Raw genomic sequence first — 16,460 nt, 5'->3', positions numbered from 1 at the left:
CAGCTTCGGGTGGGGTTAGCGCACGGAAATCAGGCGTGTTCCAGCCAGGGCATCGTGCCAGAACTGGCGCTGTGGATGAAATCGGCTCAGCAAAGCCCAGATGGCCACCCAGCCGAGGGTCAGGATGGTGACTTCGATGACCGACAAATGCAGAGGTGCCGAGGCGGCCATGGGTGGGATGAACCAGAGCCAGCTGGCCATATAGCGCTTGAAAGCCATTTTGTGACTTACTTTTTGCCCCCGTGCGTCCACCATTTCAATGCGCCATGTTTTCATGGCCAAGGTCTGTCCACGGTGCCACATCCAGATGAAATACACGCCCAACACCAAAAAACTGATGGCTTGCAGGCCTGATTTGAGCAAGGGGTGGATGTTCATGTCGCCGGGTGCGATGCCTGTCAGCCAATAAGCGGCGATGAAGTAAACCAGCCCAGAAGACACCATGACCCCAAAAAGGAGCATGCCTTCGTACAGCCAGCAGGCCATGCGGCGGGTGAGAGCGGGCGGGGTGAGATCCAGTGCGGGCGAAGTTGCCGTGCCGATTTGCGTCATGAAGGGGCTGATCCAGTGGCTTGCTGCACGGTGTCGGTTGTTCCCGGCTGCTTGGGTGCAGTAGGGGCCGGGGCCGTCAAAGAGGGTGTTGGGGGCAAAAGCGTTTTTCGGTCAATCGCGGTGGGCTGTGCCTGGTCTTTGGAGGTCGGGCGCACGGTTGTTTTGACCACACGATGGGCTTCTAGCGGTTTGGCTGTGGGCGCTGCACTCTTGGTTGGCGCCGCCGAACCCGCGGAAAGCAAACGCCTTTCTTCGGCTGAAAGGGCTTGATAAGCCTCCCATTGGGCTTTTTTATCTTCTTTTGGAAGCTTTTGAATGGTGTTGAAGTTCAGTCTCGCCAAATTGCGTTGCTGTGGACTCAAGGCGACCCAGTCAGCCATTCTCGCGTGCATGGTGATTTGTTCGGGCACGGACAGCTGCGCAAAATTCTGCGAAATGGCCAACCATTTGTTTTGCTGTTGCCCTGTCAAAGCACCCCATTGCGCACCCAAGGGTGCCAAGGCCTGTTTTTGCTGGGGGTTGAGTTGCTGCCATGCAGTCGATGCTGGTGGGGTCGGCACTTTCTGCGCACTGGCATTGGTTTGCATGAGTGGTGATACTTCTTGTGCAACTGTTTGCGCGAAAGCGCTGGCCAAACAGGCCGAAACAAGCCATGCACACCCCGTTTTCAGGGCCACCTTCGTGGGGCTGAATGGTGGGCTGTTTGCCATGTCAGTCATGCGCTGCGTTGACCCCGAGACGCTGTTTTAGAAACTGGGCAAAACCGGCATCAATGTAAGCGTCAGGGGGCAATTCATCGGTGAGCAAGGCCGAGTCGGTCGCCGCCATTTCGGAGGTGATGTTGTCTTGTTGTACCCATTGAATCGCCATCAAGCCGACCACCAAGGCCAGCAAGGGCAGAGCCGAACCCAGAATGCTCCAAAGGTTCAAGCCTTCGTCAGAGGGGCCGGTCAGCGTGCCGTTGTGGTTGATCTGGGCGTTTTTAACCAAACGCGATTGCACCAATGGCTTGCGTTGTGCCATTGCCAAATGACGTGCGACGCGGAGACGTTCGGTGATGTCATGGGGCAAGCCCGGTGTTGCCAGTGTTAATTGGCTAGAAAAGTACTGTCCCAAGCGGTCGACATCTTGCTCGGTCGGTGTGTTTGGGTGTTTCATGGTCTGATTCCTTGTGTTCCCAATGTTTTACTCAGGGCTTGAATGGCCCTTGAACAATGGGTTTTGACGCTGCCTTCTGAGCAGCCCATCACTGCAGCGGTTTCTGCAACATCCAGCTCCTCAGAGTAACGCAGCAGGAAGGCTTCTCGTTGACGTGGGGGCAAAGCCATCACGGCAGTTTCGATGTGTTCTAAAGTCTGAAGTCGATCCACCCATTGTTCTGCGCTTTCCGAGCTTGCATCGCCGGAGGTGTAGGCTGTGACTTCCAATAAATCAAAATCGCCATCCCCGTCGCCCGAGTTGAAGTCACTCAAATTGGTGAACAGTGCATTTCTTGTTTTTTGCCTGCGAAACCAGTCCAGCATGGTGTTGGACAGGATGCGCTGAAACAGCAGCGGCAGCTCGGCAACAGGCTTGTCTGCGTAGTTGGTGCACAGCTTGATCATGCTGTCTTGCAAGATATCAAGGGCCGCATCTTCGTTCCGGACATGGTAATAAGCGCGTTTGAACGCCTTTTTTTCCATGTTTTTCAGAAATTCTGAGAGTTCAGAGTCGGATGCCAACTTTTTTCAGCGCTCGCATCAGCGGTGCTTTTGCCTGTATTTGAGGGGGTGAACTCGTTAGCCGCAGGGCTGAAGTTCGAACGGTGAGAATTATGGCATCAGTGGCTTGGTCCGAATCTGTTTTGAAAGTGCTTTTTACAAATGCGATAATGCGCGATTGCAATTGAAAAAAAGCAAACGGATCACCGTCCGGCACTTTTACAGTTTGGTGCCCATGTCTGTGGTCTTAAGTCCCAAAGCCACTCCATAAGAGTCGAGCCCAGGGGCACCCAAGGTTTTTCGTTAGAGAAATTCACAAAGGTTGAATATGGAAATGAACAAAGCCGAATCGGCATCTACACCTGCGGGCGCTCAAGAATTGCGCGGTGCAGAAATCCTTGTCAAAGCGCTTCAGGCTGAAAACGTGCAGTACATCTGGGGTTACCCCGGTGGTGCCGTTCTGCACATTTACGACGCTTTCTACAAGCAAGACACCATTCAGCACGTTTTGGTGCGCCATGAGCAGGCCGCTGTGCATGCGGCCGACGGTTTTGCCCGAGCCACAGGCGAAGTGGGCGTGGCGCTGGTCACTTCTGGCCCCGGTCTGACCAACGCCGTGACCGGTATTGCGACGGCCTACATGGACAGCATCCCGATGGTCATCATCAGCGGGCAGGTGCCCACTGCGGCCATCGGTCTGGATGCGTTCCAGGAGTGCGATGCCGTAGGCATTACCCGCCCGATCGTGAAGCACAACTTCTTGGTCAAAGATGCCAAAGACATGGCCGAGGTCATGAAAAAGGCTTTCCACATTGCCCGCAGCGGCCGCCCTGGCCCTGTGGTGGTGGACATTCCTAAAGACGTTTCTTTCAACAAGGCGCTTTACACGGGCTATCCCGACTCGGTTGAGATGCGCTCCTACAACCCCGTGCGCAAAGGCCACGGCGGTCAGATCCGCAAGGCTTTGCAGCTGTTGATGGCGGCCAAGCGCCCTTATATCTACACCGGTGGTGGTGTGTTGATGAGCGAAGCCAGCGGCGAATTACGCGCTTTGGTGGACATGCTCAATTACCCGGTGACCAACACCTTGATGGGCCTGGGCGCTTTTCCGGCCAACGACCGCCGATTCCTTGGCATGCTGGGCATGCACGGCACGCTTGAAGCCAACAACGCCATGCAAAACTGCGATGTGCTGCTGGCTGTGGGTGCCCGTTTTGACGACCGTGTGATTGGCAATCCCAAGCACTTTGCCTCTGTGGACCGCAAAATCATCCACATCGACATCGATCCGTCCAGCATTTCCAAGCGCGTGAAAGTTGACGTGCCGATCGTGGGCGATGTCAAGGATGTATTGACCGAGCTCATGGGCATGATCCGCGAGTCGGGCCTCAAGCCTGACGCGCAGGCCCTCGGCCAGTGGTGGGAGACCATCGAAGCCTGGCGCAGCCGCGATTGCATGAAATACGACAACAGCAACAGCTTGGTCATCAAGCCCCAGAAAGTCATTGAGACTTTGTGGGACATGACCAAGGATGCCGATGCGTACATCACGTCCGACGTGGGCCAGCACCAGATGTGGGCAGCCCAGTACTACAAGTTCAACGAACCACGCCGTTGGATCAACTCCGGTGGCTTGGGCACCATGGGCGTGGGCATTCCCTACGCCATGGGCATCAAGCTGGCCAAGCCCGACAGTGAAGTGTTCTGCGTGACGGGCGAAGGCTCGGTGCAGATGTGCATTCAGGAACTGTCGACCTGCCTGCAATACAACACCCCCATCAAGATCGTGGCGCTGAACAACCGCTACTTGGGCATGGTGCGACAGTGGCAAGAGATTGAATACTCGGGTCGCTACAGCCACAGCTACATGGACGCTTTGCCCAATTTTGTGAAGCTGGCCGAAGCCTATGGCCACGTCGGCATCTTGGTTGAAAAACCCGAAGATGTGGAGCCCGCGCTGCGTGAATCACGTCGGCTCAAGGACCGCACGGTGTTTCTGGACATCCGCACCGACCCCACGGAGAACGTGTTCCCCATGGTGAAGGCGGGTAAGGGCATCACCGAGATGCTGCTGGGCTCGGAGGATCTGTAATCATGAAACACATCATTGCTGTACTGATTGAAAACGAAGCGGGTGCTTTGTCCCGTGTGGTGGGTTTGTTCTCGGCCCGTGGCTACAACATCGAGTCACTGACCGTTGCCCCGACCGAAGACCCAAGCCTGTCTCGCATGACCATCCAGACCGCTGGCTCTGACGATGTGATCGAGCAGATCACGAAACACCTGAACCGCCTGATCGAGGTGGTGAAAGTGGTGGACCTGACCGAAGGTGCTTACACCGAACGCGAGCTGATGCTGGTGAAGGTGCGTGCCGTGGGCAAGGAACGCGAAGAAATGAAACGCATGGCCGACATTTTCCGTGGCCGTGTGATTGATGTGACCGACAAGAGCTACACCATTGAGCTCACCGGTGACCAGTCCAAGAACGACGCCTTTTTGGAGGCGATCGACCGCAGCGCCATCTTGGAGACCGTGCGCACGGGTGCGTGCGGTATCGGGCGCGGCGAGCGCATCCTGCGCGTCTAAACCCACTCATTGAACCTGTTTATTCCTAAGGAGAACCCTGTGAAAGTTTTTTACGACAAAGATTGCGATCTGAGCGTCATCAAGGGCAAGACTGTTGCCATCATTGGTTACGGCTCGCAAGGCCACGCACACGCCCAGAACCTGAACGACAGCGGCGTCAAAGTGGTCGTCGGTCTGCGCAAAGGCGGCGCATCGTGGGACAAAGTCGGCAAAGCCGGTTTGACCGTGATGGAAGTCAATGACGCTGTCAAAGCCGCCGACGTGGTCATGATCTTGTTGCCCGACGAGCAAATTGCCGACGTGTACAACAACAACGTCGCTCCCAACATCAAGCCCGGCGCATCGCTGGCGTTTGCCCACGGTTTTAACGTGCATTACAACCAGGTCGTTCCTCGCGAAGACCTGGACGTGTGGATGGTCGCGCCCAAGGCCCCTGGCCACACCGTGCGCAACACTTACACCCAAGGCGGCGGCGTGCCCCACTTGGTGGCGATTCATCAGGACAAGAGCGGCAAGGCCCGTGCTTTGGCCCTGAGCTACGCCATGGCCAACGGTGGCGGCAAAGCCGGCATCATCGAAACCAACTTCAAAGAAGAGACTGAAACCGACTTGTTCGGCGAGCAGGCTGTTCTGTGCGGTGGTGCGGTCGAACTGATCAAAATGGGTTATGAGACTTTGGTCGAAGCCGGTTACGCCCCTGAAATGGCTTACTTCGAGTGCTTGCACGAGCTGAAGCTGATCGTTGACCTGATCTACGAAGGTGGCATCGGCAACATGAACTACTCGATCTCGAACAACGCTGAGTACGGCGAATACGTGACAGGTCCTGAAGTCATCAACGAGCAAAGCCGTGAAGCCATGCGCAATGCCTTGAAGCGCATTCAGACTGGTGAATACGCCAAGATGTTCATCCTGGAAGGCAAGACCAACTACCCAAGCATGACCGCTCGTCGTCGCTTGACATCCGAGCACTCCATTGAAGTGGTGGGCGCTCAATTGCGCGCCATGATGCCTTGGATTGCCAAAAACAAGCTGGTTGACAAGACCCGCAACTGATCTCGCCTTGTCAGGTGATTTCAAAAAAGGCCACTGCGGTGGCCTTTTTCAATGGGCGCTCACACTGGCTTAAACTCGTGTGATCGAGGTTTGAGCAGTGCCCCCCCTTACAGGAACAGAAGATGAACAACGACAGCGAAAAATCTGAAGACATGGATGCACCCATGCCTGCGCGCAAGCCCTCCAAGGGCATTTACATGTTGCCCAACATGATCACCTTGGCCGCCTTGTTTGCCGGGTTTTACGCCGTGGTCATGGCGATTAACGGTCGTTTTGATCTCGCCACGGTCGGCATCTTTTGCGCCATGGTGCTGGACAGTCTGGATGGCCGTGTGGCCCGCATGACGAACACCCAAAGCGCGTTTGGTGAGCAGATGGATTCGCTGTCCGATATGGTTTCGTTTGGCGCTGCGCCCGCATTGATCGCATATGTCTGGACGCTCAAAGAGCTGGGTCGTTGGGGTTGGATTGCTGCTTTCGTTTATTGCGCTTGCGCAGCCTTGCGTTTGGCCCGTTTCAATGTCAATACTGCCGTGGTGGACAAGCGTTATTTTCAGGGCCTCCCATCACCCGCAGCAGCAGCCTTGGTGATGGGCTTTGTGTGGATCATGTTTGAAAACGCGGTCTCTGCCAAAACAGTGGCTTGGGGCATGTTTGCGGTGTGCCTGTTTGCAGGCTTGACCATGGTGACCAATGTGCCGTTTTACAGCTTCAAGGACATGCACATGAAAAAGAGTGTGCCTTTTGCAACTTTGGTGCTGGTGGCTTTGGGGATTGCCGTGGTCAACATCGATCCACCCACAGTGCTTTTCGCGGTCTTCGTGGGCTACGGTTTAAGCGGTTATGTGATCTATATCTGGCGCAAAGCCAAAGGCCAACCCACCAGCATGATCAGCACATCCACCGATGAGCCGGAAGAGCGCGGGCTGCACCAGTGACGTCACGCACAAGACAAAGTCGGTTTTGAACTGTGCTACAGTATTTCTATGAAATTTTCTTTGTTTGCGCTACTGCTACTGCCCAACGGGCGGGATGTGTAGCGCACGCAAACATTTTCCCAAAAGGCCCGTATGCCATCCGCAACGGGCCTTTTGCATTTTTGCTTGGACTTGCGGGTTTTTGACCAGGAGTGAATATGACTGACAAACTGATTATTTTCGACACCACCTTGCGTGACGGCGAGCAGTCGCCGGGCGCATCCATGACCCGCGACGAGAAGCTGCGCATTGCACGGCAACTGGAGCGTCTGCGCGTGGACGTGATCGAAGCCGGTTTTGCGGCCAGCTCCAATGGCGACTTTGAGGCAGTGAAGTCGATTGCCGATGCGATCAAGGACTCCACCATTTGCTCGTTGTCCCGCGCCAATGACCGTGATATTTCACGGGCTGCTGAAGCGCTCAAAGGGGCTAACAGCGGCCGTATTCATACTTTCATCGCGACATCACCCTTGCACATGGAGAAGAAGCTGCGCATGACACCCGACCAGGTGTTCGAGCAGGCCAAGCAGTCTGTGCGTTTTGCGCGCAATCTGGTGGGCGATGTCGAGTTCAGCCCGGAGGACGGTTACCGCAGTGACATGGACTTTCTGTGCCGCGTGCTGGAAGCCGTGATCGCCGAAGGGGCCACCACCATCAACGTGCCCGATACCGTGGGTTATGCGGTGCCGGAGTTGTATGGCCAGTTCATCAAAACCTTGCGCGAGCGCATCCCCAACTCCGACAAAGCCATCTGGTCCGTGCATTGCCACAACGACTTGGGCATGGCGGTGGCCAACTCATTGGCGGGTGTCAAGATTGGCGGCGCACGTCAGGTCGAGTGCACGATCAATGGTTTGGGCGAACGTGCGGGCAACTGTTCGCTGGAAGAGGTGGTCATGGCGGTTAAAACACGCCGCGACTATTTTGGTTTGGATGTGGGCATCGACACCAGCCACATCGTGGCGGCCAGTCGCATGGTCAGCCAAACTACCGGCTTTGTGGTTCAGCCCAACAAAGCGGTGGTCGGGGCTAATGCCTTCGCCCACGCTTCTGGCATCCACCAAGATGGCGTACTCAAGGCTCGCGACACCTACGAGATCATGCGTGCCGAGGACGTGGGCTGGACCACTAACAAAATTGTGCTCGGCAAACTCAGTGGCCGCAATGCCTTCAAGCAGCGTTTGCAGGACTTGGGCGTCACCTTGGACAGCGAAACCGAAATCAACAACGCATTTGCCAAATTCAAGGAACTGGCCGACCGCAAGAGCGAGATTTTTGACGAAGACATTTTGGCCCTGGTGGGTGATGAAAGTGTCACCGTTGAGAAAGAGCAATACGGTTTTGTGTCGATGGCTCAGCACAGTGAGACCGGCGAACGACCTCATGCTGCGGTCGTCTTCACTGTCGGTGGCAAGGAGGTTCGCGCTGAGTCGGATGGCAATGGCCCGGTGGATGCCTCGTTGAAGGCCATTGAGTCGCATGTCAAAAGTGGCGCGGAAATGGTGCTTTATTCCGTCAACGCCATCAGTGGCTCGACCGAGAGCCAAGGCGAAGTAACCGTGCGCTTGCAAAACAGCGGCCGTGTCGTCAATGGTGTGGGGTCCGACCCGGATATCGTGGTCGCATCAGCCAAGGCCTATCTGAGTGCACTCAATAAATTGCAGAGCAAAGCGGATCGGGTCGCTGCACAAGGCTGAAATTAGCCATTTGGTTGTAATATCTGGCTTCAATAAAGTCACGCAAGTCATTGTTCTTGCGTGACTTTTTTTATTTGAGTACACTTGGCGACAATTTACCAAATCAGTGACTCAAGATGTCTTTAATGCGATTCGTTTCCTTGCTCCCTTTGCAAGTTTCTGGCCGATGGGCTCAAGGACTTGTAACCGCCTTGACCGCAGGCGCGTTGTTTGCTGTATCCGCTTCGCCTACCGCCGCTTGGGCACAGAACAAAACCGCAGCAGCCAGCAAGCGGCCAGCCGCATCGGCGGTCAAAACCGTTCATAAGACCAAGGCCAGCGTCAAAAAAACGACCAAGAAACGGGTGCTTGTGTCGGCACAAACAGCAGTTCCCATGCGTGCTTCTTACGGACAGATGGCGGGTCTTCATGCCGCATCTGACCCCTTGGACTTGCGATCCAGCGTGGCGTTGGTCATTGATCAAGACACGCGCGAAGTGCTGTTTCGTAAAAATGACCACGCTGTGCTGCCTATTGCCTCGCTGACTAAATTGATGACCGGTTTGGTCATTTCTGAAGCGCATTTGTCCATGTCCGAGATGATTGCCATCACTCAAGCTGATGTCGACACTGAAAAGGGCAGCTCCTCTCGTTTGGCTGTGGGCACTGTGCTCAGCCGTGGAGATTTGCTGCACTTGGCCTTGATGTCCAGTGAAAACCGTGCTGCTCATGCGTTGGGCCGCAGCTTCCCTGGTGGGCTAGACACCTTTGTGTCGCGCATGAACGCACGGGCCCAGGCTTTGGGCATGTCCGATACACGCTATGTGGAGCCCACAGGGTTGTCCAGCCGCAACCAATCCAGCGCCAGTGATCTGGCCGTTTTGGTCGGTGCCGCCTACAAAGAGCCAGTGCTGCGGGAATTGTCCACTTCGCACGGTCGCGAGATCGAAGTGGGCCGCCGCACCCTGCAATACAACAACACCAACCGCTTGGTGAAAAGTGCCGAGTGGGACATTGGCTTGCAAAAAACCGGCTACATCTCCGAAGCTGGGCAATGCCTTGTCATGCAAGCGCAAGTGGCCGGACGCAAGCTGATCATGGTGTTCCTTGACTCTGCAGGCAAACTCAGCCGCATTGCCGACGCAGAACGTGTCCGCCGTTGGGTTGAAAAATCATCCGGAGCGCCGGGCGTCAGACATTCGGCTTTGGCCGATCGGTTGCCCGGTTGACGCGGCGGGTGACACCCTAAAAAAAAGGCCTCAACGAGGCCTTTTTTTATGACTGCATTGAATCAATGGTCGCCGTGATAACCCAGCGTTTTGGAGATATCGAGTGCGGTGGCCTGCAGTTTGGGAAGCCAGGCTTCGTCAAGACGGTCTGCCGGGGCAGAGATGGACAGACCTGCCAATAATTTGCCTTGGTCGTCGTAGATGCCTGCCGCAATGCAACGCACGCCCATTTCAAGCTCTTCATTGTCCCGAGCAATACCGTATTGCTTGACGCGAGCCAGTTCTCTTTCCAAGACTTGTTGTTGCGTGATGCTGTTGCGTGTCTGGCCTACCAAACCCGTGCGGGTGGCATAGGAGCGAACGCGCAAAGGGTCGTCTGCCGCCAAGAAAAGCTTGCCCACCGAGGTCAGGTGCAAAGGCGCTCGCCCACCGATGGCCCGTACCACTTGCATGCCGGAACGTTCGCTGTAGGCGCGTTCGATGTAAACGATTTCGTCGCCTTGTCGCATGCTGAGGTTCACGGGCTGCTGAATGAGCTTGTGCAGTTCGCGCATGGGTGTCAGCGCCGCATCGCGCACGTTCAAGCGCCCTTTGACCAGATTGCCCAGTTCCAGAAGTCGCATGCCCAAACGGTAGTTGCCTGCTTCTGGACGGTCTACAAATCGGCCTGTGGCCAAGTCATTCAAGATGCGGTGTGCTGTTGAGGGATGCAGGCCCGTTTTCTGGCTGATTTCTTTCAGGGAGATGGCTTCTTCTCGGGAAGCGAGCACATCAATCAGCGAGAACATGCGCTCAATGACCTGGATCGTGGGCGTCGGCGTGAGGGCAGGGTCTTTTTTCATGGTGTCCGTGAGCAATCGATAAATTTTACACTGTGAAAATTGTAAGGTTGTTCATGTCAAGGTTTGCCATTGGCCCTGTACCCGTATTTCGCAAGGGCTGAACCTTGATTTGTAGTTCATTTTGGGGCTGCTCTCGATCCAGTAACCCAGGTAAACATACGGCAACTCGAGCTTTGCAGCTTGTTGAATTTGCCACAGAACGCCATAAGTGCCGAAGCTGGCCTTGTCTTCTGGCTCGTAAAAAGTGTAGACCGCCGACAAGCCATGGTTCAAGACATCCACAATGCTGATCATTTTCAGAGACCCCAAAGTCCCCTCTGATGATGGCATTCGAAACTCGATGATGCGGGAGTTGACCCGGCTTTGCAGCAAAAATTGGTTGTATTGGTCCACGCTGTCGTGGTCCATGCCGCCACCCGGGTGGCGACTTGTTTGGTAGCGCAAATACAAGGCGTAATGATCGGGGTCGAATTGCAAGTCGAGTACACGAACCTGCAAGTCCTGATGACTGCGCCAAGCGCGGCGTTGGCTGTGGTTTGGCTTGAACTCTGCAACTTTGACACGCAAAGGTTGACAGGCTTGGCAGCCATCGCAATAAGGGCGATAAGTGAACACGCCGCTGCGCCGAAAGCCCTGTTCCACCAGGTCGGAGTAGACCTCGTTTTGAATCAGGTGGCTGGGTGTCGCAACCTGTGAGCGCGCTGAGCGGTCAGGCAGATAGCTGCATGCGTAGGGTGCCGTGGCATAAAACTGCAAGGCCTGGATGGGGAGGTCTTTGAGATGGGTCATGCCGCGCTGTCCAAAGTCGTTAACGCATCCCAAGACAAAGATTGCTGCGCCCAGGCAATGGGGGGCTTTTGGCGTGCCTGCTTGAGCTGCGCCAAAAAGTCAGTGCGCGGTATTTCTTGAGCGCCCAGCGAGGCCAAATGCCGGGTGTTTTGCTGACAGTCGATGACCTCAACGCCGTGTTGCAGGCAAACACTGACCAAGCTGGCCAAGGCCATTTTGGAGCCATCTGTCACGGTGGTGAACATCGACTCCCCGAACACGGCATGGCCCAAGGCCACGAAGTAAAGGCCTGCGACCAACACGCCGTCTTGCCAGACTTCGGCACTGTGTGCATGACCTGCACGGTGCAGGTCTTCGTAGGCCCCGACCATGGCCGGCACAATCCAGGTGCCGCTTTGCCCGGGCCTGGGTGAAGCACTGCACCGTCGCATGACTTGGCTGAAGTCGCGGTCAAAAGTCAATGAAAAACCAGGCTGGCGCAAGCAGCGTTTCAGTGTTTGACGCAATGAGCGGTGGAACCGAAAACGCGCCACATGCAACACCATGCGGGGATCAGGACTCCACCAGAGCACGGGTTGGCCAGCACTGAACCAGGGAAAAATACCTTCGCTGTACGAAGCCTGCAGCCTTGCGGCAGACAAATCATGGCTGGCCGCCAGCAAGCCTGGGGCGGGTGATTCTGCACCCCAGGCCAGGTGCGCTGGGGGCAGGTGTTCGTCAGCTTCGATCCAGCGCAGGTCGGGTGTTTGGGCGGCACGTGGCATGGGTGCATTACACATGAAAAGCGAGCTGCTGCGGCTGGCTGGGGGCGCGTGTCGGGCGGTTTTTAGGTTTATCCTCAAATCCATCACACCTGTCCCGCAGTTTTCTGCGGGGCCTTCAATGGACATGCCCGCCCTATGACTTCGCCCTTTCACAATGGACTTCGACCTGTCTGGCCCGCGCCTCCCCAAGTGCAAGCCTTGATGACCGATCGCCATGGCGGCGTGTCTCAGGCCCCTTGGGACAGCATGAATTTGGGCGACCATGTGGGGGATTCTCCGCAAAGCACACAGGTCAACCGTCAGCGCCTGCACGACACCTTGGGCACTCGGCCCGTTTTTTTAAAACAAGTTCATGGCGTTCAATCCGTTTTGCTGGACAACGCCAGCGAAGACGGCGCAGAAGCCGACGCGTGCATTTCGGTCGCCCCAGGGGTGGCTTGCACCATCATGGTGGCTGATTGTTTACCGGTTTTGATGTGCGACGCCTCCGGGCGCTGGGTGGCTGCTGCGCATGCGGGCTGGCGCGGACTTGCCGGCGATACAGGCCATGGGGTACTTGAGGCCTTGCTGGCCGCCTCGCCCCTGTGCGACACAGAACCTGACGGTATTTTGGTGTGGCTTGGCCCCTGTATTGGCCCTCAGGCTTTTGAAGTGGGGGCGGAGGTGGTGGCGGCTTTTTGTGACTGCGATCCGGCAGCAGCCGGCTTGTTTAAGCCTTTGCCGAATAACAAGTGGTTGGCTGATTTGGCGGGTTTGGCCAGGTTGCGCTTGCACAGCCTGGGCGTGACGCGTGTTTATGGCAACGACGGTGATGCTGCGTGGTGCACCGTGACTCAGGCGTCAACGTTCTTTTCCCACAGACGAGACAGTCCTGTCTTCGGGCACTCCGGACGCATGGCTGCTTGCATCTGGCTCGGGTCGTGATGCGGGGGGGGATGCGGGTGGTGCGGCTTCAGGCGCTGTCATCTCTTCGGCTTGTCGCCGTGCTTTCCGGCGCAAGGGCGTTCCCATCAAGTAAACCACCAAGGACATGGGCAGCACGCCGTATAAAAGAAAGGTAATGATGGCCCCTAAAACGCTGCCTTGGGTGCTGAAGGCTTCGGCCAGACCCATCAGCAAAGTCACATAAAGCCAGGCGATCACGATCAGGTACATTTTTTGGTCTTTGTAATTTAGGTGACATCAATTTGACAGATACTCGAGGTAATCGATATCAAAAAAACAATTTTCAGGAGACAAGGCATGAGTTCATCCAAGCCGGAATTTTGGGCCCAAATGAGTGAAGGGTTTCAGCAAAATCTGTCCAAAAGCTGGGGGCAGGCCATGCAGCACTTTCAGTCCATCGATCTGGGTGGTCTCAAGCCTGGCGCCGATCCGGCTGGCCCGCAACTCAAATTCTCGCCTGAAAAGCTCCAAACGCTGCAAGGGCAATACTTTAAAGACGCCTCAGACCTGTGGAATCAGAGCTTGCACAACAGCTTGCAGGTCAAGGACCGTCGGTTTTCAAGTGAAGCCTGGGCGTCCAACCCGGTAGCCGCCTTCAATGCGGCCACGTATTTGCTGAATGCCCGCACGATGATGGGCTTGGCCGATGCGGTGGAGGCCGATGAAAAATCCCGGACCCGAATCCGTTTTGCCATCGAGCAATGGGTGGCCGCCGCTGCGCCCAGTAATTTCCTGGCTTTCAATGCCGAAGCGCAAAAGAAAGCCGTCGATACCCAAGGTGAAAGCATTGCCAAAGGGTTGAAAAACCTGATGCACGACATGCAGCAGGGGCATGTCTCAATGACCGATGAAAGCCTTTTCGAGGTGGGTAAAAACGTTGCCACCACCGAAGGTGCCGTGGTGTTTGAAAATGAGTTTTTTCAGCTGATTGAGTACAAACCGCTGACCGCAAAAGTCTATGAAAAGCCATTTTTGCTGGTGCCACCCTGCATCAACAAGTTTTATATCCTCGATCTTCAGCCTGAAAATTCGCTGATCCGCTATGCGGTCAGCCAAGGTCACCGCACGTTTGTGGTGAGCTGGCGCAACCCCGATGAATCGATGGCCCAAAAGACCTGGGACGACTACATTGAGCATGCAGCGATCCAAGCCATCCACACGGTGCAGGGCATCACCGGTGCACCCAAGATCAATGCCTTGGGTTTTTGTGTGGGCGGCACGATCCTGTCTACTGCGCTTGCCGTGTTGGCCGCGCGTGGCGAAAAGCCGGTGGCCAGTGCCACCTTCCTGACCACGCTGATCAACTTCACCGACACTGGCATTCTGGATGTGTTCATTGACGACAACTTCGTCAAATTCCGTGAAATGCAAATGGGTCAGGGCGGTTTGCTCAAAGGGCAAGACTTGGCCTCCACCTTCAGCTTTTTGCGTCCAAACGACCTGGTTTGGAACTACGTTGTGGGCAATTACCTCAAGGGTGAAACCCCCCCGCCGTTCGATCTGCTTTACTGGAACAGCGATTCGACCAATCTGCCAGGTCCGTTTTACGCTTGGTATCTGCGCAACACCTACCTGCAAAACGACTTGGTCAAACCGGGCAAAGTCACGGTCTGCGGCGAGAAAATTGACTTGGGCAAGGTCGACATGCCGGTCTATATTTATGGTTCACGCGAAGACCACATCGTGCCGATTGGCGGCGCTTACGCCAGCACACAGGTGTTGCCGGGCAAGAAGCGTTTTGTCATGGGCGCCTCAGGGCACATTGCCGGTGTGATCAACCCACCTGCGGCCAAGAAACGGAGCCATTGGTTGAATGACGGCAGCAAATTCCCGGTCGATGTGAACGAATGGATTGCCAGCGCCCAAGAAATGCCTGGCAGCTGGTGGACAGATTGGTCGGACTGGCTCAAGGGCCATGCCGGCAAGCAAATCACTGCACCCAAAACCTATGGCAAGGGCACTCAGTTCAAAGCCATCGAAGCGGCGCCAGGCCGGTATGTGAAAGCCAAAGCCTGATTTTTATTCACACAACGGAGACCTAGAAAATGGAAGACATCGTTATCGTTTCGGCTGCTCGCACTGCGGTGGGCAAGTTTGGTGGCTCACTGGCCAAAACCCCTGCCACCGAGCTGGGCAGCATTGTCATCAAGGCCCTGCTTGAGCGCAGTGGCTTGCCCATGGACGCCATTGGTGAAGTCATCATGGGCCAGGTTTTGGCCGCAGGCGTGGGTCAAAACCCAGCCCGTCAGGCCATGATGAAAGCCGGTCTGGCCAAGGAGACGCCAGCGTTGACCATCAACGCTGTGTGTGGTTCGGGCCTGAAAGCCGTGATGTTGGCTGCGCAGGCCGTGGCCTGGGGCGACAGCGAAATCGTGATCGCCGGTGGCCAGGAAAACATGAGTGCCAGCCCGCATGTGTTGAACGGCAGCCGTGATGGCCAGCGCATGGGCGACTGGAAGATGACCGACACCATGATCGTGGACGGTTTGTGGGACGTATACAACCAATACCACATGGGCATCACCGCCGAAAACGTGGCCAAGGCCCAGGGCATCACCCGCGAAATGCAAGACGCTTTGGCCGCTGGCAGCCAGCGCAAGGCGGCTGCCGCTCAGGATGCGGGCAAGTTCAAGGACGAAATCGTGGACGTGCTGATTCCTCAGCGCAAAGGTGACGCGCTGGTGTTCAACACCGACGAATTCATCAACAAGAAAACAAGCGCCGAAGTGTTGGCCGGACTGCGCCCTGCTTTTGACAAGGCGGGCAGCGTCACAGCAGGCAATGCCTCGGGTCTCAATGACGGTGCTGCTGCTGTGATGGTCATGACGGCCAAAAAAGCCGCAGCTTTGGGCCTCAAGCCTTTGGCCAGAATCGCCGCTTTTGGTACCAGCGGTCTGGACCCCGCCCACATGGGCATGGGCCCTGTGCCTGCTTCGCAAAAAGCACTGGCCCGTGCAGGCTGGAAGGCCCAGGACGTGGATTTGTTCGAACTGAACGAAGCCTTTGCCGCACAAGCTTGCGCCGTGAACCAAGCGCTGGACATCGATCCGGCCAAGGTCAACGTCAACGGCGGTGCGATTGCCATCGGTCACCCCATTGGGGCATCCGGTTGCCGCATTTTGGTCACCTTGCTGCACGAGATGCAACGCACTCAGGCCCAGAAAGGACTGGCCGCGCTGTGCATTGGCGGCGGCATGGGCGTGTCGCTGGCCGTTGAGCGCATGTAAAACCCCCCAACCACTCAAACGGCGTGTCCTGGCGCACTGCTTAACGTATAAAAGCAGCCAATCATCACCGGTTGAGTGGGTTTTAATGATTTCACTTCACTCATAACAAGGAGACAA

16 protein-coding genes are annotated in these 16,460 nt (G+C 56.0%); 9 read left to right on the top strand and 7 right to left on the bottom strand.

Going from position 1 to position 16,460, the window contains the following annotated elements; all coding sequences use genetic code 11:
• Positions 1–15 precede the first annotated feature (15 nt).
• The 4 genes from ACZ5RG_RS07655 to ACZ5RG_RS07640 form a co-directional block, all read right to left on the bottom strand.
• On the bottom strand, positions 16–552 hold the full coding sequence (locus tag ACZ5RG_RS07655) for an RDD family protein (RefSeq protein WP_312259834.1): 537 nt from the start codon (positions 550–552) through the stop codon (positions 16–18).
• Positions 549–1,139 (bottom strand): DUF3106 domain-containing protein, encoded by a 591-nt coding sequence (locus ACZ5RG_RS07650; RefSeq protein WP_312259835.1) that lies wholly within the window; start codon positions 1,137–1,139, stop codon positions 549–551. The genes ACZ5RG_RS07655 and ACZ5RG_RS07650 overlap by 4 nt, the downstream gene beginning before the upstream one ends.
• Before the next feature lie 124 nt (positions 1,140–1,263).
• Positions 1,264–1,710 (bottom strand): DUF3619 family protein, encoded by a 447-nt coding sequence (locus ACZ5RG_RS07645; protein ID WP_298597310.1) that lies wholly within the window; start codon positions 1,708–1,710, stop codon positions 1,264–1,266.
• Positions 1,707–2,273, bottom strand: a complete 567-nt coding sequence (locus ACZ5RG_RS07640; RefSeq protein WP_464446719.1) for an RNA polymerase sigma factor — start codon at positions 2,271–2,273, stop codon at positions 1,707–1,709. Before ACZ5RG_RS07640 ends, ACZ5RG_RS07645 begins: the two co-directional genes overlap by 4 nt.
• A 307-nt stretch (positions 2,274–2,580) precedes the next feature.
• Here ACZ5RG_RS07640 and ACZ5RG_RS07635 point away from each other — a divergent pair, with 307 nt between their 5' ends.
• The 6 genes from ACZ5RG_RS07635 to ACZ5RG_RS07610 all read left to right on the top strand — a co-directional run bounded on the left by ACZ5RG_RS07635 (position 2,581) and on the right by ACZ5RG_RS07610 (position 9,776).
• Positions 2,581–4,344 carry an acetolactate synthase 3 catalytic subunit gene (locus ACZ5RG_RS07635; protein WP_298597304.1) on the top strand — a complete coding sequence of 588 codons (1,764 nt, stop codon included), beginning with the start codon at positions 2,581–2,583 and terminating at the stop codon, positions 4,342–4,344.
• Between the two features lie 2 nt (positions 4,345–4,346).
• Positions 4,347–4,838 carry an acetolactate synthase small subunit gene (gene ilvN / locus ACZ5RG_RS07630; protein WP_019429372.1) on the top strand — a complete coding sequence of 164 codons (492 nt, stop codon included), beginning with the start codon at positions 4,347–4,349 and terminating at the stop codon, positions 4,836–4,838.
• A gap of 39 nt (positions 4,839–4,877) precedes the next feature.
• Positions 4,878–5,894 carry a ketol-acid reductoisomerase gene (gene ilvC / locus ACZ5RG_RS07625; RefSeq protein WP_312259839.1) on the top strand — a complete coding sequence of 339 codons (1,017 nt, stop codon included), beginning with the start codon at positions 4,878–4,880 and terminating at the stop codon, positions 5,892–5,894.
• A gap of 122 nt (positions 5,895–6,016) precedes the next feature.
• Positions 6,017–6,832, top strand: a complete 816-nt coding sequence (gene pssA / locus ACZ5RG_RS07620) for a CDP-diacylglycerol--serine O-phosphatidyltransferase (RefSeq protein WP_019429374.1) — start codon at positions 6,017–6,019, stop codon at positions 6,830–6,832.
• 197 nt (positions 6,833–7,029) lie between these two features.
• A complete protein-coding gene (locus tag ACZ5RG_RS07615; RefSeq protein WP_019429375.1) occupies positions 7,030–8,568 on the top strand; it encodes a 2-isopropylmalate synthase in 1,539 nt (512 codons plus the stop codon).
• 125 nt (positions 8,569–8,693) lie between these two features.
• Positions 8,694–9,776, top strand: coding sequence for a serine hydrolase (locus ACZ5RG_RS07610; protein WP_464446718.1), 1,083 nt, complete (start codon positions 8,694–8,696; stop codon positions 9,774–9,776).
• Between the two features lie 62 nt (positions 9,777–9,838).
• Here the strand turns inward: ACZ5RG_RS07610 and ACZ5RG_RS07605 are convergent, their stop codons facing one another.
• The 3 genes from ACZ5RG_RS07605 to aat are packed head-to-tail and all read right to left on the bottom strand — an operon-like array spanning position 9,839 to position 12,171.
• Positions 9,839–10,618, bottom strand: a complete 780-nt coding sequence (locus ACZ5RG_RS07605; protein WP_298597292.1) for an IclR family transcriptional regulator — start codon at positions 10,616–10,618, stop codon at positions 9,839–9,841.
• Positions 10,619–10,669: 51 nt separating this feature from the next.
• The gene (locus ACZ5RG_RS07600) at positions 10,670–11,407 is read right to left on the bottom strand and encodes an arginyltransferase (protein WP_298597289.1); all 738 of its coding nucleotides are present in this window, start codon (positions 11,405–11,407) and stop codon (positions 10,670–10,672) included.
• Positions 11,404–12,171, bottom strand: a complete 768-nt coding sequence (gene aat / locus ACZ5RG_RS07595; RefSeq protein WP_315136599.1) for a leucyl/phenylalanyl-tRNA--protein transferase — start codon at positions 12,169–12,171, stop codon at positions 11,404–11,406. Before aat ends, ACZ5RG_RS07600 begins: the two co-directional genes overlap by 4 nt.
• Before the next feature lie 135 nt (positions 12,172–12,306).
• On the opposite strand from aat, the gene pgeF reads away from it, so the two are divergent.
• From pgeF to ACZ5RG_RS07580, 3 genes are all read left to right on the top strand, one after another.
• Positions 12,307–13,095: a peptidoglycan editing factor PgeF gene (gene pgeF, locus ACZ5RG_RS07590; RefSeq protein WP_464446717.1), complete on the top strand. Its 789-nt coding sequence runs from the start codon at positions 12,307–12,309 to the stop codon at positions 13,093–13,095.
• Between the two features lie 318 nt (positions 13,096–13,413).
• On the top strand, positions 13,414–15,132 hold the full coding sequence (phaC, locus tag ACZ5RG_RS07585; protein ID WP_464446716.1) for a class I poly(R)-hydroxyalkanoic acid synthase: 1,719 nt from the start codon (positions 13,414–13,416) through the stop codon (positions 15,130–15,132).
• A gap of 29 nt (positions 15,133–15,161) precedes the next feature.
• On the top strand, positions 15,162–16,343 hold the full coding sequence (locus tag ACZ5RG_RS07580; RefSeq protein WP_298596216.1) for an acetyl-CoA C-acetyltransferase: 1,182 nt from the start codon (positions 15,162–15,164) through the stop codon (positions 16,341–16,343).
• The last annotated feature ends 117 nt before the right edge of the window (positions 16,344–16,460 follow it).

The organism is Limnohabitans sp. TEGF005, from assembly GCF_055394835.1.
The sequence above is the reverse complement of the archived record's forward strand: the minus strand, read 5'-3'. Positions and strand labels throughout refer to the sequence as shown.